The sequence below is a fragment of the Providencia stuartii genome (assembly GCF_029277985.1).
GTDB classification, from domain to species: Bacteria; Pseudomonadota; Gammaproteobacteria; order Enterobacterales; family Enterobacteriaceae; genus Providencia; species Providencia zhejiangensis.
In genome coordinates this window covers 3828541-3848075 of record NZ_CP119546.1, presented here as the reverse complement: position 1 = coordinate 3848075, position 19535 = coordinate 3828541, and the positions used below count along the sequence as shown (strand labels likewise).

The window sequence follows — 19535 nt, the reverse complement described above, 5'->3', positions numbered from 1 at the left end:
CATTGATAAAGGGGCCGTCAGTCTGATTAAGTGTGTTAGCCGCTAGGCTCTCAAATGAGATATTACATATTTATTTTTGCGAAAAGGACATGCAACAGGTTATATTTGGAGTAAGGCAAATTGGTTTGGTCAGTAACAGAAAACCCAACGTGTTAAATACTCGGTATAGTTGAAACGTGCTGCGAATTATTTAGAGTATACGCGTTTTATGGTAAGCTGCGTTGGCTGATAGGGATGGCCTAATTTTTTAGGATTCTGCCTTTGCTGATACTTTGAACCGTAATCCATATCTCTCAATATAGATCTGGCGAATTTTGGCTGTAAACAGGTGCCTGAGTGGTTATAATTTGGTGGCACTCGTGAAGATCAGTTCAATGGTACTGTTGATGGTGACAGTCAGTTGAATAAAGAAGGGAATGAGGGTTCTCAAACCAGCTGCAAAAACATGATGATAAATGAGGGAAAACATGCGAATTAAAGTATTGCTTGGTGCTGCTGCATTACTACTTTTAGCAGGCTGTTCGACAACAACTAATTTAACTGCCGCAGGCTCACAAGTTCGTTTTGTTGAAAACCAACCTGGAAGTGATTGCCAGCTCCTTGGTCAAGTAACAGGAACTCAAAGCAACTGGTTGAGCGGTGTCAATAGTGATTCAAGTTCTATGCGTGGTGCAGCTAATGATCTACGCAACAAAGCTGGCGCTATGGGCGGAAACGTCATTTTTGGTGCGACTAGCCCAAGTGAAACTATTCTTTCAAGCTTCATTCCAGTTGATAGCAAGATGATCGGGCAAGTTTATAAGTGTCCCTAAAATGAACATGTAACGCCCGATAGCGATGACTTATCGGGCGTTTTCATTTCAGCACTGCTTCAGATTTAGGTCGAGTAACGTTTTACTCGGCTCTCCGCCAATCTCCCGTGCCAATTTAGGTACTAAGTAGCCAGAAACTTTTCCAAGTAGCTGTTGTATGAGTAATCTAGCCTCTTGATCACTCACTAAGAAATGTGCGGCACCTTGTACTTTATCTAAAACATGTAGGTAATAGGGGAGAATGCCTGCATCAAATAATGCGTTACTTAAATCAGCCAATGTATCTGAATTATCATTAACTCCGCGTAATAGCACGCTTTGGTTGAGTAATGTCACACCTGAGTTTTTGAGTTTCTGCATGGCATTTCTAAAACTATCATCGATTTCATTTGCATGGTTCAGGTGTGTCACCATGATGACTTGAAAGCGCGAGCTAGCAAGCCTGTTACATAAATTATCGGTAATGCGTTCAGGAATCACGACAGGGAGACGAGAGTGGATCCGGAGTCGCTTAATATGTGGGATCGCTTCCAGTTGGCTGATTAACCAATCGAGTTCACTATCCTTAGCCATTAAGGGATCCCCACCCGAGAAGATGATTTCATTGAGTTCAGTGTGGTTTTTTATATAATCCACAGCTATCAACCAATTATTTTTGTTTCCTTTGTTATCTTCATAAGGAAAATGTCGGCGAAAGCAGTAACGACAGTTTACCGCACAGCCTCCTTTCACCAACATCAATGCTCGGTTGTGATATTTATGTAGTAAACTGGGGATCTCATTATTTTGTTCTGCTAATGGATCAGTGGAAAAATCCGGATAGATATCAAATTCTGCTTTTGCGGTTAATACTTGCAATAGCAGAGGGTCTTGAGGATCGCCTTTTTTCATGCGCGAAATAAAGGGCTTCGGCACACGCAATGGAAATAATTTACGTGCGTCGTTGCCATCTTTCGATGCTTGATGGTTTTCTAGCCCCAGTATTTGTAGCAATTCATCAGGATTAGTGATTGCTTCAGCAAGTTGTTGTATCCAGACTTCTCTGGATGAGGTATTTTGAGTTACAATATCGACCATTTTTTGGCTATGCCATTTTTAGTGTATAAATTTAGAGGATCTCCATGGCTACTTATAGTACCAATGAATTCCGCTCAGGTCTTAAAATCATGTTAGATGGCGAACCTTGTGCAATTCTTGATAGTGAATTCGTTAAACCGGGTAAAGGTCAAGCGTTTGCACGTGTTCGTATTCGTAAACTGATTTCTAACAAACTGTTGGAAAAAACATTTAAGTCTACTGATTCTGTCGAAGGTGCAGATGTCATGGATATGAACTTAACTTACCTTTATAACGATGGTGAGTTCTGGCATTTCATGAACAACGAAACTTTCGAACAGCTTGCAGCTGACGAAAAAGCGGTTGGTGATAACGCTAAGTGGCTGATCGACCAAGCCGATTGTATTCTGACTCTGTGGAATGGTCGCCCAATCGCAGTGACTCCGCCAAACTTTGTCGAGTTAGAAATTACCGATACTGACCCAGGTCTGAAAGGTGACACAGCGGGTACTGGTGGTAAGCCAGCTACGCTGAGCACAGGTGCAGTAGTTAAAGTACCTCTATTCGTTCAGATTGGTGAAGTGATCAAAGTGGATACTCGTTCAGGCGAATACGTTTCACGCGTAAAATAATACCTGTTTGGATGAAACTAAAAAACCGTAATGTTTGTATGGCATTACGGTTTTTTTTATCTTTTAAAATTGAGAGTGCAGCTTAGCAGCACTTAAAGCCGCCTTTCCCACCATAGCGAGCATCTTGACGTTCTTTAAAGAACTCTTCATACGTCATGGGTGTTTGATCTGGATGATTCAGCTGCATATGTGCAACGTAATTATCATAGTCAGGCACACCAATCATCATTTTTGCTGCTTGCCCGAGATATTTTGCGGCATTACCTAGTGAACCAAACATGGTTATTCCCTCACTTAACGTTATATTATCGTTTAACCGTTTTATGCGTGTTGCTTACCATTTTAACGAGCGACCTTTAGAGGGTTAGCCCCTTATACAAGGGGCTTAGCGTTAGAGCTGCGGCATACTTGCCGTCATCGTGTCACCTTTATCTGGTTAATGATGACGGGTATTGGCGACGATCTCCTGATAGTTAGCTGGCATCGGTTGGTATGGCACTTCGTTTGCCGTTGGTTCAGAAGATTTCAACGCTTTCATTGCGGTACGAATTGAGAATAGGGCCAATACGACGACGACAATCATAAAGAAAATGGTCAGTCCCGCATCTAAGCGGTTATTAAAAATCAATTGGACCAACTGAGATTCAGTGTATTGCGATGGAATGTTTCCGCTATCAATCATTGCTTGGAATTTATTCGCAACCGCTAAGAAGCCTACACGAGCATCCTCACTGAAGGTTTTTTCCCATCCAGCCACCATAGTACAGACTAACAGCCATGCTGTCGGTACTAAAGCCACCCATGCGTATTTTTGGCGCTTCATTTTGAACAAGACAACGGCACATAGCATCAATGCCATACCGGCTAGCATTTGGTTCGCAATACCAAATAGTGGCCATAAGGTGTTGATACCACCAAGAGGATCAACAACGCCTTGATGAAGGAAATACCCCCAAGCAAGCACACATAATGCAGTTGCCACTAAGTTTGCAGGTAGCGAATCGGTCCGTTTTAATGACGGTGAAATAACACCTAGCAAATCTTGTAGCATAAAGCGCGCAGCACGGGTTCCTGCATCGACAGCGGTTAAAATAAACAAGGCTTCAAACAGGATGGCGAAATGATACCAGAAGGAGACATTCATTAAGCCGCCGAGAGCACCATGCAGAATATAAGCCATACCAACGGCGAGTGTCGGAGCTCCCCCCGCACGGGAAATAATACTGTTTTCACCAACTTCATTTGCGATATTTGTTAACTGATCAGGCGTGATTTGGAAACCCCAGCTGCTCACCACTTGTGCAGCTGACGCGACAACATCTTCTGTACCAGCTGGAGCCAGCATGGCGATAGGGCTGTTCATTGCAAAATAGACACCAGGGTCAATGACACAAGCTGCAACCAGCGCCATGATAGCAACGAAAGATTCCATCAGCATGCCGCCATAACCAATAAAACAGGCTTGGTTTTCATTCGCCAGCATTTTGGGTGTGGTGCCTGAAGAGATCAATGCATGGAAACCTGAAACGGCTCCACACGCAATGGTAATAAACAGGAATGGAAACAGATCACCTGCCCACACAGGGCCTGTACCATCAACAAACTTTGTCAATGATGGCATTTGCAAGTTAGGATTTAAAATTAAAATCCCAATGGCTAAACCGATAATGGTTCCAATTTTTAAGAAGGTAGAAAGATAGTCACGAGGAGCGAGTAATAACCAAACGGGTAGTACTGCCGCGACGAAGCCATAGCCGACTAGCATCCAAGTCAATTGTACTCCAGTATAATCAAAGTAAGGTGCCCATGTTTCACTTTCAGCAACCCAACCCCCTGAAATAATAGCGAATATAAGGAATACTAAACCAATAATTGAAACTTCTCCGATACGCCCCGGACGGATATAACGAGTATATATCCCCATAAAGATAGCGAGGGGGATAGTGAAGGCAACAGTATAGGTTCCCCAGGGGCTGTGAGTCAGTGCTTTGACGACAATCATCGCGAGTACGGCAAGAATAATCACCATAATCATAAAACAGGCTATCAGAGCAATAATACCCGCCGTATTCCCCATCTCTTCTTTGACGAGCTCTCCTAATGAACGACCATCTCGGCGAGTTGAAACAAATAGCACCATAAAGTCTTGAACCGCGCCGGCTAGAACAACCCCCGCCAGGATCCATAACATACCGGGTAAGTAGCCCATTTGTGCAGCAAGAACAGGACCAACTAGTGGGCCGGCACCAGCAATAGCGGCAAAATGGTGACCGAATAGAATTTTTTTATCTGTTGGAACATAGTCTAAACCATCATTATGGCGAATTGATGGTGTCATGCGTGTTTCATCAACTTGCAGTACTTTTTTGGCGATAAATAGCCCATAGTAACGATAGGCGACTAAATAGATACAAACAGCGGCAATGACGATCCATAGCGCATTGATCTGCTCTCCGCGGTTTAATGCAACATAACCAAGAGCAAAAGCACCGAGTATTGCTAGTACAATCCAAATTAATTGTTTACCCATAGCCTTTCCATCCGTCTTATTATCAAACTGTTATTAATTATCTTTGTAGATTACTGACACATATAGCCGCTGTTGACGAAAAGACAAAATAGCTAAAACGTGAAACCAATGCTGAGGTGAAAATAAATTTCATAACTGCAATTTACATCACTAAATTGTGATGACTGGCTGGATTTTATTTTGATTTAAGCTAAAGGACATTATCAGGATGATGTGTTAATGCTATTAAATTGTAGGCTTTTGGGATTATATTCCATATGGTTATTTATCTAGGGGGGAGGTGACTCACTTATTAAGGGGAGGCAACTGGAGAGAGAGCCTCTCCAGCGTAACTTATGATGGTGATTAAATCTGTCTAACGCGTTGAATGAGTTTCCGACCAAATAAGGTGATAATTAAGCCAAACATAATAAAAGTCAGGCCAGCAATTTGTACCCTATTAATTTGTTCACCAAGGAATACGGCACTACTACTTAACCCGAACAAGGGAACTAACAGCGAAAATGGTGCAACACGCCACGCTTCATAACGCCCGAGTAAAACACCCCATAATCCATAACCGACAAAAGTTGATAAATATGCAAGGTAAATAATCGTACCGAATACTGACCAATCAAAGCCAGCTAACCCGTGTAAAATCGCTTCTTCACCTTCAAAAATCCATGAGCTGACAAAGAAAGGTATGATTGGGATAAGGGCACTCCAACTGACTAAGGAGAGAGCGCTGCATTTTTCTTCGCCTTCATGCTGCATAATGATTCGGTTCGTAATATTGCCACAAGCCCATGAAAGTCCTGCGATCAAAGTAAAAGTTAAACCAAGTAACGGAATATCATCAAGGCCACTGTTGGTTCCGCCATTCGCTAATATGGTTAAACCAATCACGGCAATAAACATACCGATATAATGAGTTAATTGTAATTTTTCTTTTAAAATGACAGCGCCGAGTAGCAAGGTGAAAAAAGCTTGTGATTGCAAAATAACCGAAGTGATCCCCGCTGGCATACCCACTCGAATTGCACAAAATAGAAATGCAAATTGCCCAAAGCTGATGGTTAATCCATAAAGTAGAAGTAGTCTAAATGGGATACGGGGACGCCTGAAAAAGAAAATAGCTGGAAACGCAACAAAAACAAAGCGTAAAGCCCCTAAGAGCAAAGGCGGTAGAGCGGTAACGCCTAATTTGATAATGACAAAATTAACACCCCAAATGATGACGACACAAAGAGCGAGCAATACATCTTTGAACTTCATGTTATTTTCTCAGTTGATTTTTTATTTAGAGTAAAACACTTTACTCTTGAACATATTCATATGCGATAATAAAGATGCTCTTGTAAGCCATTACAGTACAATTAAGTTAATTTAAATCACTTATTTGGATTTAATTGTTATATTTTCTTACTTGAGACCTTTAAATTGAATGTTTATAATACCCTCTCATATCATACGCGCTTAGGACGACCTAAGTGATCGTCATAAAATTTGGGGACGACCCCGCATTGTTTATGGAGTTACAGCAATGGCTTGGGTAATCCTATTGTTTGCAGGCCTTTTAGAAATTGTTTGGGCGGTTGGTTTAAAATACACCCATGGTTTCACTCGTCTTACCCCCAGTATTGTTACAATTGTCGCGATTATTGCCAGTATGGGGCTGCTTGCCTATGCAATGCGTGATCTGCCCGCAGGGACAGCCTATGCGATTTGGACTGGAATAGGCGCTGTGGGAACCGCGATAGTTGGGATTATATTTCTTGGTGAGTCTGCCAATATATTTCGTTTATTAAGTTTGGCATTAATTATTACCGGTTTAATCGGTCTAAAAGTTTCAAGCTAACATAAATATACTCGTTAATACGGGCGCAATAGGCGCCCGTATTGATGGATAATGATAAAGTTTCAATCCACGCAAATGCGCCGAAAATAGAGACTCGATATTTGGGTTCTTTAGTACGCTGGAAAGCTCAAATTCGTCGTGATATATGCAAATCCTATCGAAAAAACTTCCCTGAGATAGGTAATGATTAGCCAAAATGCTCCTTTGCAGGTTAGGCGCTAAGTGTTTTCGCTTGCGTGTTCATTAACACGGCCTTTTTATCGAGGGCTACGTTAGGTTTATTTATTTGGGCTCTCTTTTTTTATCAATAGCTTGATTAAAGTTTATTTCTTTATTTTGATTGCGAATATGCTCTTTGATTTCTGTTTCTAGCATATTGAGATCCCCTGAGCGTATTTTATCTAATAGCACTTTGTGCTCATCAATAATTTCTTCCATAGGCTTGGTAAAGGTGGATATCCCAATAATAATTGTCAACTGTTTAGAGACGTTTTCCCATAATGCGGTTAGGGTATTGTTCCCGCTTAATTGGCATAATGTCCGATGGAAATTCACGTCACAAAGCGAGAACTCATAGCTATCCGCTAATTTTGCTGCTCGCGCCATTTGCACAATACACTGGTTTAGCTGTTCGATAGATTGTGGGTCTAAATGCTTATGTTTAGCGATAAAGGTTTTAATCGCTTGTCGTTCTAATAGAATTCTGACTTCGATCAGTTCATCCAGCCTCTCTTCTGAAACGGGGGCCATTCGTATGCCTTTAAATGGCTCATTAATCACGATCCCTTGGCTTTCTAATACTCTTAAGGCTTCTCTAACAGGAACACGGCTGACATTCATTTTTTCCGCAATTTCTTTTTCAACAATACGATCCCCAGGCAGGATAAATCCACGCGTTGCTGCCTCGACAATTTTATCTACCACATCATCAGTGAGTGTCCTTGCTTTGATTGGCTTCCAATAGTCTTCTTGCGAGGTGATTTTCTGCGATTGTTTCCCTTTTCCAACGGTCATGATGTTTAGCCTATTAAATTTGTTACTAATCAAAGAATTAATTGGTAGTTGATTGCGCCTTTAATGCATCAAAATTATCACATTGGCTAGCAATAAACCAATAAAAAACCCACTATCGCGATATTTTTTCGAGAGGGGATAAACCCAGAATGGATCACATATTCAACAATTGAATATTGTATACAATCTTACAATGTTGTTAAATGCCTCAAATACAGTTAAGTAAGAGAAGGAAAAAACATGAACAACATGCTTGAAGACATAAAAATTACTGAAATTGTTGCCGTGCCTTTATTTGGGGAGAGCCCAAAAGGGGGATGGTCTAATGAAATCAAGCCAGAAGATTCGATCCACGCCATTATTGCGGTGCATACCGATGCTGGCATCACGGGGTACGGCAGCGTCTTTACCGATGGTCGCTTAGTTGAAGCCGCTATTCCTGTACTGGCATCTTTATGTATTGGTGAAAGTGCATTGCAGCCAGAAAGAGTGTCTGAAAAACTTAGACAAAATACATTCTGGATGGGGCGTGGGGGAACGTTAACACATACGATTAGCGGTATTGATATTGCTTTGTGGGATATTTTAGGTAAAGCAACAGGGCTACCTGTCAGTACGTTACTTGGCGGTAATTATCGTTCCAAGGTACAGCCGTATTGCTCTTTACTTATGGAAGAACCAGAGACAATGTTCAACGTGATCTCTGATTATAAAAAGCTTGGTTTTAAAGCATTTAAAATTGGTTGGGGACCATTTGGACGTAACAACGATGCCAAATTAGATAGAGCAATTGTGGAAGCGGCAAGAGATGCGGCAGGGTACGAATCACACTTGTTAGTTGATGCGGGAGCAAGTGATGCATATTGGCCAAACGGTTTGAAATGGGCAATCCAAACATCGCATATGTTAGCGGAATATCAAGTTGGTTGGTTTGAAGAAGCGTTACGTCCTGATGACCTTGAAGACTTTAAAGTGCTGCGTAAAGAAAGCCCAGTACCTATTGCCGGTGGTGAAGTATTAACCCGTCGTCAATCTTTCTTACCATGGCTCTCACAAGGGGCATTCGATATCGTTCAGCCTGATGTGACGAAAGTGGGAGGCATCTCAGAGCAACGTCGAATCGCATGGCTCGCTGATGAGTTTGGGGTTAAGTATGTTGGACACGGTTGGAATACCGCAATGGGGCTGGCGGCTGACTTACAAATGGCGGCCGCTTTCCCACAAGTGGACTTTGTCGAGTTTATTGGTGGTAGCCAATATATCGATGGCATTGTTAAAACACCATTCAAAGTGGATGAGCAGGGTTATTTAACGATTCCAAAATTACCGGGACTTGGTATCGAACTAGATATCGATAAGTTAGCAAAATTCACAGTAAATCCAGAGCGTTTGTTTAAGTAACTTCATTTACATAAGCCAGATAGTGATCACACTATCTGGTTTCCTCTCCTTATTAAAAGGTATGGTTACGATGAAAAATAAGAACAAAGGTACAAAAATAAGGTTCTCGATAGCGATATTAATGACGCTTGCGATTGTTATTAATTACTTAGATAGAACTGTTATGTCTGCGGCGGCACCGACTATCTCAGAGGAACTGCAAATTTCACCAGAGATGATGGGATGGATAATGTCAGCGTTTTTCTTAAGCTATGCATTATGCCAAATACCCGCGGGTTTTATTGCAGATAAATATGGGCAAAGAAAAACGTTGGCAGGATCGGTATTGTGGTGGTCATTAGCAACAGCTGCCACCGCATTAGCCAAAACGCCACTGAGTTTTATTTCCACTCGAATTCTAATGGGCATGGGGGAAGCTGGGGCATATCCATGTAATAGTGGTATCGCTGCAAAATGGTTTCCAGACCGTGAACGAGGCAGAATAACGGCATTATTTGATAGTGGCTCTAAATTTGGAACCGCGTTCGCCATGCCATTAGTGGTGTGGATCATTGCGAAATGGGGCTGGGAATCGGCATTTATTATTTGCGGTGCATTAGGGGTTCTCTGGGTTTTTGCATGGTTAAAGGTATATCACGATCCTGAACAACACCCAAAAATCAGTGCTGAAGAGCTTGCTTATATTCGTGATGGGCAAATTAAAAAAGATGGTATTGATAATATTCAGCCGATGAAGTGGTATCAGTTGATCCGTTACCGCAATGTACAAGCTATGTGTATCGGTTTCTTTATGTTGGACTACGCCATTTATTTCTTTATTACTTGGTTCCCTGCTTATTTAATGATGGAACGAGGTATGAGTTTGGAAGAAATGGGATTTGCTGCCATGTTGCCACCACTATGTGGGATCGCAGGTCAATGGCTTGGCGGTTGGACGACGGATTATTTGTATATTAAATATAATAATATCAACCTTGCTCGTAAATTACCGATTGTGGGCGGTATGCTGATTGCAACCAGTATCGCATTTTCGGGGTTAGTTGAATCTGTGACCTTAATGATGTTTTTACTGTGTTTATCTTATGCAGCACTTGCCTTTGCAGCCTCAGCAATATGGTCATTACCTGGGGATGTTGCGCCACGTAATATGACGTCAGTCTTAGGTGGAATGCAAAGTGCAGTTTCTAACTGTGGCGGTATTTTAGGTCCTATTGTAACTGGCTATATTATTGCGGCAACGGGTTCATTTATTTGGGCATTAATTGTATCTGGTATTGCTTGTGCAATTGGGGCATTGGTTTATTTAGTAATGTTAAGAAATATTAAGCCAATTACACCGGATGATGAACCATTAGTAAAATCAAATTAAATAGCCATAATATTAACACTAAGGTCGTAATGTTTATTTTCGATAAGGAAACAGAGGCAAAAAATATTGCCCTAGGTACGCGACGTAAGTTATTTCCCGGTAGTGAAAATATGATGATAGCAAGATTATCTTTCACCGCGGGTACATTAGGTGACTTACACTCTCATCCACATGAACAAATGAGTTATATACTCAAAGGTAAATTTAGATATCAAGTCGGGGATGTTTCTAAAGAAGTTGGAGAAGGTGATGTTGTCTATATTCCTTCCAATGAGAAACATCGCTGTGAATGTTTATCTCATGGCGAAATTTTAGATATATTCGTGCCAATGAGAAAAGACTTTTTAGATAATTAAATCATTTTGCTAAATGATTAAAAATCTATTGATAAAATAGAGGGGATCTCGATGTCTAAAATTGAGATCCCCTTTTATTTTTCAATAAATAAAACTGAGCAATGAATGGCATAATAAACAAGGCAATCCGTCATAATCAAAGCTATTTTATCATTAAGGAAAAGACACTTGCGTGATATCCCAGATACCGCATCCTTATTTTTCTTCGGTATTGATTGTTACGGATTAAAGACAATAAACCAAATATAAAACGGTAAGCATAAACGCTAAAAAGCGAATAGAGTTTAGTCATCTCCTCAGTCATAGAAGCTGCCATTAACGCAAGGGAAATGCGCTATCTAATTGATTAATGTGTAATATAGGCACTACCAAATCTAGCCCGGATGACGTCATTAGCGTCATCGCCATGTCATAACCGCAGATGGATTGATAGGAAATGAAATCGTAGCCTTGATCAAGAGGCTGCCATGACAGTCGTCTTAGAGCTGTTTAATAACGTGGAAATAGTAAGGGAGATGAGAGGCAATATCATGAAAAATCCCTCATAGCGGTGAGGCATATGAGGGATCAGTAACGCGGTTACAGAGCAATGACACCAATAATAGCGATCACGCTAATAATCGCCGCACCACCATAAAATACCCATTTTGATGCTGGGACATGCACTTTAAAGTCGTGCAGTGTGTGGTGAATACGGTGCATAGCACACCATACTGGTAGAATTATCATGAGCAGTAAGAAAATACGCCCGATAAAACTTTGGCAGAATGCGACAATACGCTCATAGCTTAGCATTTCAGGTGCAACACCTAATGGGATTAATATTCCCAAGAGAATGATGATAGCAGGTCCAACAATGGCACTCCACATACCACCGGCACCAAATAATCCCCAGAAAACTGGTTCATCGGAACGTTTAGGCGTTAGATTCATCAGATCCTCCGTTGATTAAAATAGCAGTGCGATTGCTAAAATCGCTGCCGTCACTAAGATCGTTAATGCCCAAAAACCTTTAACAATCGGTTCTTGTGACATTTTCTTATCACCAACGATAATACTGACGGCTTTTGGCGCTAGATTAAACCATGTTGTGGTATGAAGTAGTGTCGCAGCCAGTGTAATAATGTTGATAATAATGACGATTGGATTACTTAAAAATCCAACAAAGCTTGCCCAAGATTCTGGACCACCTTTTAAGGCGAATACGCCGAATAACACTAAAAGGCTAAACCATAGCTGAAGAACGGAGGTACTTTCACGTACGATGTAAAAGCGGTAGAAACCTAACTTTTGCCACCAGTCGCCCTTCATTTCCCTTACATAGGGTTTACGTTTTGTAGTCATGACTTCAATTCTCCTTATCGTGGCTTCAGCATGGCGATAATAAAGTCTTGCGCGCTGGCTGCTTTCGCTTGCTGGATTGCAGCTGCTGGGTCAACATGCTTAGGACAGACTTCAGAGCAGTAGCCTACAAATGTACAGCTCCAGACACCATCATCACCATTCAATAATGGCATGCGTTCTTTTGCTCCGTGGTCACGGTTATCTAAGTTGTAGCGCTCAGCCAAGGTAATTGCAGCAGGACCAACAAACTCAGGATTCAAACCAAACTGTGGGCATGCGGCATAGCAGAGACCACAGTTGATACAGCCTGAAAATTGATGATATTTCGCCATTTGAGCTGGAGTTTGCTTATTTGGCCCTTCAGAAGGTTTGCGATCATTCCCAATAATATAAGGTTTGATCGCTTCTAAGCGCTCAATAAAGTGAGTCATATCAACCACCAAATCACGTTCGATCGGGAAGTTGCCTAATGGCTCAACTTTTAGACCATTGGGGTAGTCACGTAGGAAGGTTTTACAGGCCAGTTTTGGCACTTTATCAACCATCATCCCGCAAGAACCACAAATTGCCATACGGCAAGACCAACGATAAGAGAGGTCAGGTGCAAGGTTATCTTTGATATAACCTAAAGCGTCCAGCAATGAGGTTTGCTCATCATAAGGGACATCATATGCCACTAAATGGGGCTCATTATCCGTTTCAGGATTGTAGCGCATGATCTCCATTTTTAAGTGTTTCATATCATCCATTAGCTTGCTCCTTCTTTGCCTTATCTTGAGCTTCAGCTTCTGCACCATAAACACGTTTTGCTGGCTGAGATTTAGTAATCTTCACATCACTGTATTCGAGGCGAGGTGCGCCTTCTGGGTTATAGAATGCCAATGTGTGTTTTAGGAAATTCACATCATCACGCTCTGTACAGCCTTCATCAAGACGTTGGTGTGCACCACGCGATTCTTTACGATTAAAGGCGGAGTGTGCCATACATTCGGCAACATCTAAACCAAACCCAAGTTCAATAGTGTAAAGTAGATCGGTGTTGAACACGCTGCTATGGTCGGTAATTTCGACATGTTTAAAGCGTTCTTTCAATTCCGCAATTTTATCAACGGTTTTCTGCATGAGTTCAGGTGTACGGTAAATACCACAACCTTCTTCCATTGAGATTCCCATCTCATCGCGGATTTTCGACCAGCTTTCTTTACCTTTTTGGTTGAGAAGCTTGTTCAGATTATCTTCGATATCGCGAGTGCGTGCTTCAATCGCATTTGCGTTAGCAGGCGTGGCTTCTGCTGCATGTTTAGCCGCTTGTTCACCCGCTAGGCGGCCGAAGACAACAAGCTCAGCTAATGAGTTAGAACCTAAACGGTTGGCTCCGTGCAGACCTACAGATGAACACTCACCAACAGCGAACAAGCCTTTGATGCGTGTTTCACAGTTTTGATCTGTTTCGATACCCCCCATTGTGTAGTGAGCAGTAGGGCGAACAGGAATGGGGTCAGTAACGGGGTCCACACCCACATACGCTTTTGCTAGCTCACAAATAAACGGTAGACGCTCATGCAGCTTTTCAGCGCCAAGGTGACGTAAGTCTAGATACACAACGTCACCACGATGGGTGCTAATGGTGCGTCCTGCACGCCATTCGTGCCAGAAAGCTTGCGAAACTTTGTCACGAGGACCGAGTTCCATATATTTGTTTTCAGGTTTACCGAGTGGTGTTTCTGGTCCCATGCCGTAATCTTGTAGATAACGGTAGCCATCTTTATTAACAAGGATACCACCTTCACCACGGCAGCCTTCAGTCATTAGGATACCCGATCCAGGAAGACCCGTTGGGTGATATTGAACAAACTCCATATCCCGTAGAGGGACGCCATGGCGGAATGCCATACCCATACCATCACCCGTTACGATACCACCGTTAGTGTTGTAGCGATAAACTCGCCCAGCACCGCCTGTAGCCATGATGATAGAGTTAGCTCGGATTTGAACTTTTGTACCTTCCATCATATTGAGGGCAACAAGACCACGGACTTGGCCTTCGTCAACAATGATGTCGAGAACAAAATGTTCATCAAAGCGTTGGATTTGAGGGTATTTAAGCGATGTCTGGAACAGGGTATGAAGCATATGGAAGCCAGTTTTATCGGCAGCGAACCAAGTGCGCTCAATTTTCATACCGCCAAAACGACGAACGTTAACTGAACCATCTGGTTTACGGCTCCATGGGCATCCCCATAGTTCCAACTGAGTCATTTCTGTCGGACAGTGTTCGACAAAGTATTCGACGACATCCTGCTCACACAGCCAGTCACCGCCGGCAACCGTATCATTAAAATGATAGTCATAGGAGTCATGGGCCTGAGTCACTGCGGCTGATCCCCCCTCTGCGGCCACAGTGTGACTACGCATTGGGTAAACTTTTGAGATCAGAGCAATCTTGATATTGGGATTTGCTTCTGCGGCAGCTATCGCTGCACGTAAGCCTGCGCCCCCGGCCCCGATAATCGCTAGATCGGCATTGAAGGTTTGCACTGCGCTTCTCCATTGTTCAAGTGTAAATTAATAAATTCTTTTAAATACTTTTGATGCTTAGCTATCTGCTTGTTTGCATCACGTTGAGTGATACCGCACAAACTCTCTTTTTTAATAGTAAATAATATAATAGCTAATAATGACTTATCATGCTGTGAATTATAGCGAATAGTCCTCAGGATAAATTTGATATAGAGGGGGGTTTTAGGCGATTTCCACTATAAAATGTGATCTGTGCCAAGTTTTTATTAATTGTTTTTTCATGAGCGGCATTTTAAGTTTGATGAGTCCTAAAAAAACGACAATTCAAATGATTACCATTATTTTTAACGTCAGTTTCAGGATTTAAATCTACTTTAAAGATCGCGTATTTCCTGTCGTAAAGCGAATAATAACAAAATTTTTATTGAATCAACTTATTCATCCCGAATATTCGATAGCAAATAAAATCGGTAATATCTGAAGTGCTATTTGCGCATTTTTATTGTCTGAAATACTCATTTATTTGATTAAGTTTAACGAAGAGTATTGATAACATGGCCTTAACATTACATTAGAAATAATCATGATTTTTCTTTTTTGTGCAGCTGGTTAGATGCGGTATAAAACGATCGTTACTCAATCGTGTTGGCTGAAGAATAAGCGACGCTATTTTGCTCACTTTGTTACATTTCAGTCTGTTCGTGGATGATTATGATAGCAGCGGATACCTCAATTGCATTTGATTCGTGTTAATGCATTGTTTGTCGCGCAAGAGGTGAGTAAACTGCACGACTATGTTTATTTTGGAGTGATGTTAATGAGTGAAGTAGTGGACTGGCAGCCAAGTGCACCTGTCGCGAATCTGTTAAAGCGAGCAAAAATCGTCTCTGAGATTAGACGTTTTTTTACGGAGCGCTGTGTACTTGAGGTTGAAACTCCGGCGATGAGTCAGGCGACCATCACGGATATTCACCTTGTCCCTTTTAATACCCGTTTTGTGGGACCCGGTGCTGCACAAGGGTTAGATCTCTATTTGATGACCAGCCCTGAATACCATATGAAGCGCTTATTGGCTGCGGGGAGTGGACCTATCTATCAGCTCTGCCGTAGTTTCCGTAATGAAGAAGCTGGCAGGCATCATAATCCTGAATTCACGATGCTTGAATGGTATCGTCCACATTATGATATGTATCGCCTTATCAATGAAGTTGATGATCTGCTACAGCAAATACTGGATTGTGACAGTGCGGAATTATTGTCTTATCAGCAAGCATTTTTGCGTCATCTCGACATTGATCCCCTTTCAGCAGAAAAAAGTGAATTGAGGGAAGTTGCTGCTCGTTTGGATCTGAGCAATGTCGCCGAACAAGAAGAAGATAAAGATACCCTATTGCAATTACTGTTTACGATGGGGGTTGAACCTCATATTGGTAAAGAAAAACCCGTTGTGGTTTATCACTTCCCAGCTACTCAGGCTTCTTTAGCTGAAATCAGCACTGAAGATCATCGTGTTGCAGAACGCTTTGAGGTTTACTTTAAAGGGATGGAGTTAGCAAACGGCTTTCGTGAATTAACGGATGCGAATGAGCAACGCCAGCGTTTTGAACAAGATAATCGTCGGCGTGCTGCTATGGGGCTACCCGTGCATCCTATTGATGAACGTTTATTAGCGGCGTTAACTCATGGATTACCGGAATGTTCGGGGGTGGCATTAGGGGTTGATCGCCTAATTATGATTGCATTAGATGCAGAAAGAATCAGTGATGTGATTGCTTTTCCTGTGACTATCGCTTAATGATGATAGATTGCAGCCGTTTGGCTGCAATCGGCTTTCTAGGGATTATGGATGCTGTTTCTGTTTTTGGAGAAACTGCACACCTAGGTCAGGGAAATCGGTAAATACACCATCTACATCAGCTTGATTGTAGATAATATCAAAGAGTTGTTGACCATCTTTAGCGTATTTCGGAAGCTTATCGACTCGAATAGTGTAAGGGTGTACCGCCATATTGTTGGCATGGGCATCTTTTACCATACCCGTTAGCTTAATATTGTCAGGGGTTGAATCTTCACTGACTAACATATGGTAGTCAGGGCCAATCCCATCGGCATATTGAGCGACTTCTTTCATTGAGCCGGGTTTAAACATCCAATCGTAGCTATAATTAACCCAAGTACCATCTGGTTTTTGTTCTTGCGTTTCGTTCCAATCCGTATAGGCAATTAACTGGACAAGCTTTAAATCCATACCCATTTCTGGCATTAAGGTATTTTTGATGCGTTTTAGTTCGTTAGCATCAAAGCACTGAAGGTAAACATTTGAGTTTTTATCGGTATAGCCATACTGTTTCAAGACTTCGAGTGTTTTTTTCGTAATATCTTTGCCCTCTTGTTGGTGGAACCAAGGGGCTTTGATTTCAGGATAGATACCAATGTTTTTTCCTGTTGATTTATTCAATCCCTGAATAAATTCAATTTCTTCTTGGAAAGTATGAACTCGAAAATCTGATTTTCCCATAGGGAAGCGGTTTGGGTAGCTCTGAACCTGTTTACCATCAACAATATCAAAACCTTCAGTGAATTTTAATGATTTGATTTCATCGAGCGTAAAGTCAATGGCGTAATAGCGGCCATCTTTGCGAGCGCGGTTGGGAAAACGCTCAGCGACGTCCGTGACGCGGTCAAGGTAATGGTCATGAAGTACCACTAACTCATTGTCTTTGGTCATCACCAAATCTTGCTCAAGAAAGTCAGCACCCTGTGCATAAGCCATCGCTTTTGCTGGTAACGTGTGTTCGGGTAAGTAGCCACTTGCGCCACGGTGCGCGATAACGACCTTTTCAGTTGCTTGTGCCACTGCTGAAACTGACATCACTAAAACCATACTTGCCACCAACGTTTTTAATGGGAAGTGCATGATTGTATCTCCTTGTCACTTTTTTGGTAAAAAAAGGGCTATATCGTTTTTTGATATAGCCCAGAGCTTAGTGCACTAACGTGAATCTTTAATGAAGTGTTAGTTCATTTTCGCTAATTCACGTTTGTGTTTAGATTCGCTAACCATCACAATAAACAGTAGTACGACAGCAAGTGCAGAACCACCAATCATGACAGCAAAGCCACCATCCCAACCGAAGTAGTCGACGGTATAACCAACGATAGCACTCGCGGCAACAGAACCACCAAGGTAACCAAATAGCCCAGTAAAGCCAGCCGCAGTACCTGCCGCTTTTTTCGGTGCAAGCTCAAGAGCATGTAGACCAATCAACATTACAGGACCGTAAATTAAGAAGCCGATGATGAGCATACAAGCCATATCAACATTTGGGTTACCAGCAGGGTTCATCCAGAAGACAATGGTGGCAATCGTCACGAGAATCATGAAGAACACACCCGTTGCCCCACGATTACCGCGGAACACTTTGTCCGACATCCAACCACAGAGCAATGTACCTGGAATACCTGCATATTCGTATAGGAAATAAGCCCAAGAGGATTTATCCATAGCGAAGTGTTTTACTTCACGTAGATAGGTAGGTGACCAATCAAGTACACCGTAACGTAGTAAGTAAACGAAGACGTTAGCAATCGCGATCATCCATAAAAGTTTGTTCGGGAACACATACTTCATGAAGATTTCTTTTGCTGTTAACTCTTGCTCATCTGACTCTTTGTAGTCAGGTGGGTAGTCGTTTTTGTATTCCTCGATTGGTGGTAAACCACATGATTGTGGTGTATCACGCATTAAAGCGAAAGCAATAATCGCAACCAGAATCGCCGCGAATGCAGGCATATACAGCGCCGCTTTCCAATCGTTAAACCATGCCATACCGAGCATGAATAGGAGAGGAGGGATACCGCCACCTACGTTATGAGCACAGTTCCAAACCGAAACGATCCCACCACGTTCTTTTTGTGACCACCAGTGCACCATAGTCCGACCACAAGGAGGCCAACCCATCCCTTGGAACCAACCACATAAGAATAGCAACACGAACATAATCATGATGCTAGACGTTGCCCATGGCACAAAGCCCATGATAAGCATTACGGCTGCGGCAAGGATCAGACCGGCGGGTAAGAATACTCGCGGGTTAGAGCGGTCTGATACTGACCCCATAATAAATTTAGAGAAACCGTACGCGATAGAGATCCCTGACAATGCAAAACCCAGATCCCCTTTGGAAAAGCCTTGCTCAACAAGGTAAGGCATCGCTAATGCGAAGTTTTTTCTTACCAAGTAATACGCTGCATAACCAAAGAAAATTCCCATGAAGATTTGCCAGCGCAGTCGACGATAGACTGGATCTACCTTCTCTGCTGGCAACCTCGGGGCATGAGGTGCTGGTTTAAAAATGCTTAACATATAGCCTCCGATGGCATGCTAATAGTTATTACCTCTCACCTTCTATATCTCATGCGAGCGAGATAAAGGGTATTGAGTATTTTTTATGGATAGAATGACAAAAACGAAAGTATTCGAGTTTCATATCGAGCAATTTCTTTCATAAGTGCTCTTATGATAGTCATAAAAAAACATTTTATCTGTAATCTACTGCACAAATATTTGTTTTATTTATGGGTGGCATAGTTAATGTTATTTACGAACGAAAAGAAACCATCTTTAGATGATTTATTGTGATTTGCGTCACGAATTTTGGCTT

General features: G+C 42.1%; 18 protein-coding genes. 7 read left to right on the top strand and 11 right to left on the bottom strand.

From position 1 onward, the window contains the following. Positions 1-467 precede the first annotated feature (467 nt). Positions 468-812 (top strand): DUF4156 domain-containing protein, encoded by a 345-nt coding sequence (locus P2E05_RS17380; protein WP_154624549.1) that lies wholly within the window; start codon positions 468-470, stop codon positions 810-812. Between the two features lie 48 nt (positions 813-860). Here P2E05_RS17380 and epmB read toward each other — a convergent pair whose 3' ends face one another. Next, entirely contained in the window at positions 861-1889 is a 1029-nt protein-coding gene (epmB, locus tag P2E05_RS17375; protein WP_196713648.1) for an EF-P beta-lysylation protein EpmB, read from the bottom strand. Between the two features lie 44 nt (positions 1890-1933). Here epmB and efp point away from each other — a divergent pair, with 44 nt between their 5' ends. After that, positions 1934-2500, top strand: a complete 567-nt coding sequence (gene efp / locus P2E05_RS17370) for an elongation factor P (protein WP_154624547.1) — start codon at positions 1934-1936, stop codon at positions 2498-2500. A gap of 82 nt (positions 2501-2582) precedes the next feature. Here efp and P2E05_RS17365 read toward each other — a convergent pair whose 3' ends face one another. The 3 genes from P2E05_RS17365 to P2E05_RS17355 form a co-directional block, all read right to left on the bottom strand. Next, positions 2583-2780, bottom strand: coding sequence for a YbdD/YjiX family protein (locus P2E05_RS17365; protein WP_154624546.1), 198 nt, complete (start codon positions 2778-2780; stop codon positions 2583-2585). 156 nt (positions 2781-2936) lie between these two features. Continuing rightward, positions 2937-5030: a pyruvate/proton symporter CstA gene (gene cstA, locus P2E05_RS17360; protein ID WP_154624545.1), complete on the bottom strand. Its 2094-nt coding sequence runs from the start codon at positions 5028-5030 to the stop codon at positions 2937-2939. Between the two features lie 345 nt (positions 5031-5375). Beyond that, the gene (locus P2E05_RS17355; RefSeq protein WP_154624544.1) at positions 5376-6284 is read right to left on the bottom strand and encodes an EamA family transporter; all 909 of its coding nucleotides are present in this window, start codon (positions 6282-6284) and stop codon (positions 5376-5378) included. A 268-nt stretch (positions 6285-6552) separates the two neighbouring features. Here P2E05_RS17355 and sugE point away from each other — a divergent pair, with 268 nt between their 5' ends. Beyond that, on the top strand, positions 6553-6867 hold the full coding sequence (sugE, locus tag P2E05_RS17350; protein ID WP_154624543.1) for a quaternary ammonium compound efflux SMR transporter SugE: 315 nt from the start codon (positions 6553-6555) through the stop codon (positions 6865-6867). 282 nt (positions 6868-7149) lie between these two features. Here the strand turns inward: sugE and P2E05_RS17345 are convergent, their stop codons facing one another. Continuing rightward, positions 7150-7881 carry a GntR family transcriptional regulator gene (locus tag P2E05_RS17345; protein ID WP_154624542.1) on the bottom strand — a complete coding sequence of 244 codons (732 nt, stop codon included), beginning with the start codon at positions 7879-7881 and terminating at the stop codon, positions 7150-7152. 240 nt (positions 7882-8121) lie between these two features. Here P2E05_RS17345 and P2E05_RS17340 point away from each other — a divergent pair, with 240 nt between their 5' ends. The 3 genes from P2E05_RS17340 (at position 8122) to P2E05_RS17330 (ending at position 11007) form a co-directional block, all read left to right on the top strand. Beyond that, positions 8122-9282, top strand: a complete 1161-nt coding sequence (locus P2E05_RS17340; protein ID WP_004925816.1) for a mandelate racemase/muconate lactonizing enzyme family protein — start codon at positions 8122-8124, stop codon at positions 9280-9282. Positions 9283-9352: 70 nt separating this feature from the next. Then, entirely contained in the window at positions 9353-10651 is a 1299-nt protein-coding gene (locus tag P2E05_RS17335; RefSeq protein ID WP_154624541.1) for an MFS transporter, read from the top strand. A gap of 29 nt (positions 10652-10680) precedes the next feature. Further along, entirely contained in the window at positions 10681-11007 is a 327-nt protein-coding gene (locus P2E05_RS17330) for a cupin domain-containing protein (protein ID WP_163863068.1), read from the top strand. A gap of 579 nt (positions 11008-11586) precedes the next feature. On the opposite strand, the gene frdD is transcribed toward P2E05_RS17330, so the two are convergent. The 4 genes from frdD to frdA are packed head-to-tail and all read right to left on the bottom strand — an operon-like array spanning position 11587 to position 14889. Continuing rightward, positions 11587-11940 carry a fumarate reductase subunit FrdD gene (frdD, locus tag P2E05_RS17325; protein ID WP_004925804.1) on the bottom strand — a complete coding sequence of 118 codons (354 nt, stop codon included), beginning with the start codon at positions 11938-11940 and terminating at the stop codon, positions 11587-11589. A gap of 15 nt (positions 11941-11955) precedes the next feature. Further along, positions 11956-12351 (bottom strand): fumarate reductase subunit FrdC, encoded by a 396-nt coding sequence (frdC, locus tag P2E05_RS17320; protein ID WP_004925800.1) that lies wholly within the window; start codon positions 12349-12351, stop codon positions 11956-11958. A 14-nt stretch (positions 12352-12365) separates the two neighbouring features. Further along, positions 12366-13100, bottom strand: a complete 735-nt coding sequence (locus P2E05_RS17315) for a succinate dehydrogenase/fumarate reductase iron-sulfur subunit (RefSeq protein ID WP_154624539.1) — start codon at positions 13098-13100, stop codon at positions 12366-12368. After that, positions 13093-14889, bottom strand: coding sequence for a fumarate reductase (quinol) flavoprotein subunit (gene frdA / locus P2E05_RS17310; RefSeq protein ID WP_163863066.1), 1797 nt, complete (start codon positions 14887-14889; stop codon positions 13093-13095). The genes P2E05_RS17315 and frdA overlap by 8 nt, the downstream gene beginning before the upstream one ends. A 799-nt stretch (positions 14890-15688) precedes the next feature. On the opposite strand from frdA, the gene epmA reads away from it, so the two are divergent. Next, the gene (gene epmA / locus P2E05_RS17305) at positions 15689-16666 is read left to right on the top strand and encodes an elongation factor P--(R)-beta-lysine ligase (RefSeq protein ID WP_163863651.1); all 978 of its coding nucleotides are present in this window, start codon (positions 15689-15691) and stop codon (positions 16664-16666) included. Positions 16667-16711: 45 nt separating this feature from the next. Here the strand turns inward: epmA and glpQ are convergent, their stop codons facing one another. Continuing rightward, complete coding sequence (glpQ, locus tag P2E05_RS17300) at positions 16712-17788, bottom strand: glycerophosphodiester phosphodiesterase (protein ID WP_154622036.1); 1077 nt, start codon at positions 17786-17788, stop codon at positions 16712-16714. Positions 17789-17887: 99 nt separating this feature from the next. Then, positions 17888-19237: a glycerol-3-phosphate transporter gene (gene glpT, locus P2E05_RS17295; RefSeq protein WP_163863061.1), complete on the bottom strand. Its 1350-nt coding sequence runs from the start codon at positions 19235-19237 to the stop codon at positions 17888-17890. Positions 19238-19535 lie beyond the last annotated feature (298 nt).

Bases quoted from the DNA above. Each gene is read 5' to 3' on its own strand.
- epmA (WP_163863651.1), top strand. From the start codon at position 15,689: ATGAGTGAAGTAGTGGACTGGCAGCCAAGTGCACCTGTCGCGAATCTG.
- efp (WP_154624547.1), top strand. From the start codon at position 1,934: ATGGCTACTTATAGTACCAATGAATTCCGCTCAGGTCTTAAAATCATG.
- P2E05_RS17365 (WP_154624546.1), bottom strand. From the start codon at position 2,780: ATGTTTGGTTCACTAGGTAATGCCGCAAAATATCTCGGGCAAGCAGCA.
- P2E05_RS17330 (WP_163863068.1), top strand. From the start codon at position 10,681: ATGTTTATTTTCGATAAGGAAACAGAGGCAAAAAATATTGCCCTAGGT.
- epmB (WP_196713648.1), bottom strand. From the start codon at position 1,889: ATGGTCGATATTGTAACTCAAAATACCTCATCCAGAGAAGTCTGGATA.
- P2E05_RS17380 (WP_154624549.1), top strand. From the start codon at position 468: ATGCGAATTAAAGTATTGCTTGGTGCTGCTGCATTACTACTTTTAGCA.
- P2E05_RS17355 (WP_154624544.1), bottom strand. From the start codon at position 6,284: ATGAAGTTCAAAGATGTATTGCTCGCTCTTTGTGTCGTCATCATTTGG.
- P2E05_RS17335 (WP_154624541.1), top strand. From the start codon at position 9,353: ATGAAAAATAAGAACAAAGGTACAAAAATAAGGTTCTCGATAGCGATA.
- frdC (WP_004925800.1), bottom strand. From the start codon at position 12,351: ATGACTACAAAACGTAAACCCTATGTAAGGGAAATGAAGGGCGACTGG.
- P2E05_RS17315 (WP_154624539.1), bottom strand. From the start codon at position 13,100: ATGGATGATATGAAACACTTAAAAATGGAGATCATGCGCTACAATCCT.
- sugE (WP_154624543.1), top strand. From the start codon at position 6,553: ATGGCTTGGGTAATCCTATTGTTTGCAGGCCTTTTAGAAATTGTTTGG.
- glpT (WP_163863061.1), bottom strand. From the start codon at position 19,237: ATGTTAAGCATTTTTAAACCAGCACCTCATGCCCCGAGGTTGCCAGCA.
- cstA (WP_154624545.1), bottom strand. From the start codon at position 5,030: ATGGGTAAACAATTAATTTGGATTGTACTAGCAATACTCGGTGCTTTT.
- P2E05_RS17345 (WP_154624542.1), bottom strand. From the start codon at position 7,881: ATGACCGTTGGAAAAGGGAAACAATCGCAGAAAATCACCTCGCAAGAA.
- frdD (WP_004925804.1), bottom strand. From the start codon at position 11,940: ATGAATCTAACGCCTAAACGTTCCGATGAACCAGTTTTCTGGGGATTA.
- glpQ (WP_154622036.1), bottom strand. From the start codon at position 17,788: ATGCACTTCCCATTAAAAACGTTGGTGGCAAGTATGGTTTTAGTGATG.
- P2E05_RS17340 (WP_004925816.1), top strand. From the start codon at position 8,122: ATGAACAACATGCTTGAAGACATAAAAATTACTGAAATTGTTGCCGTG.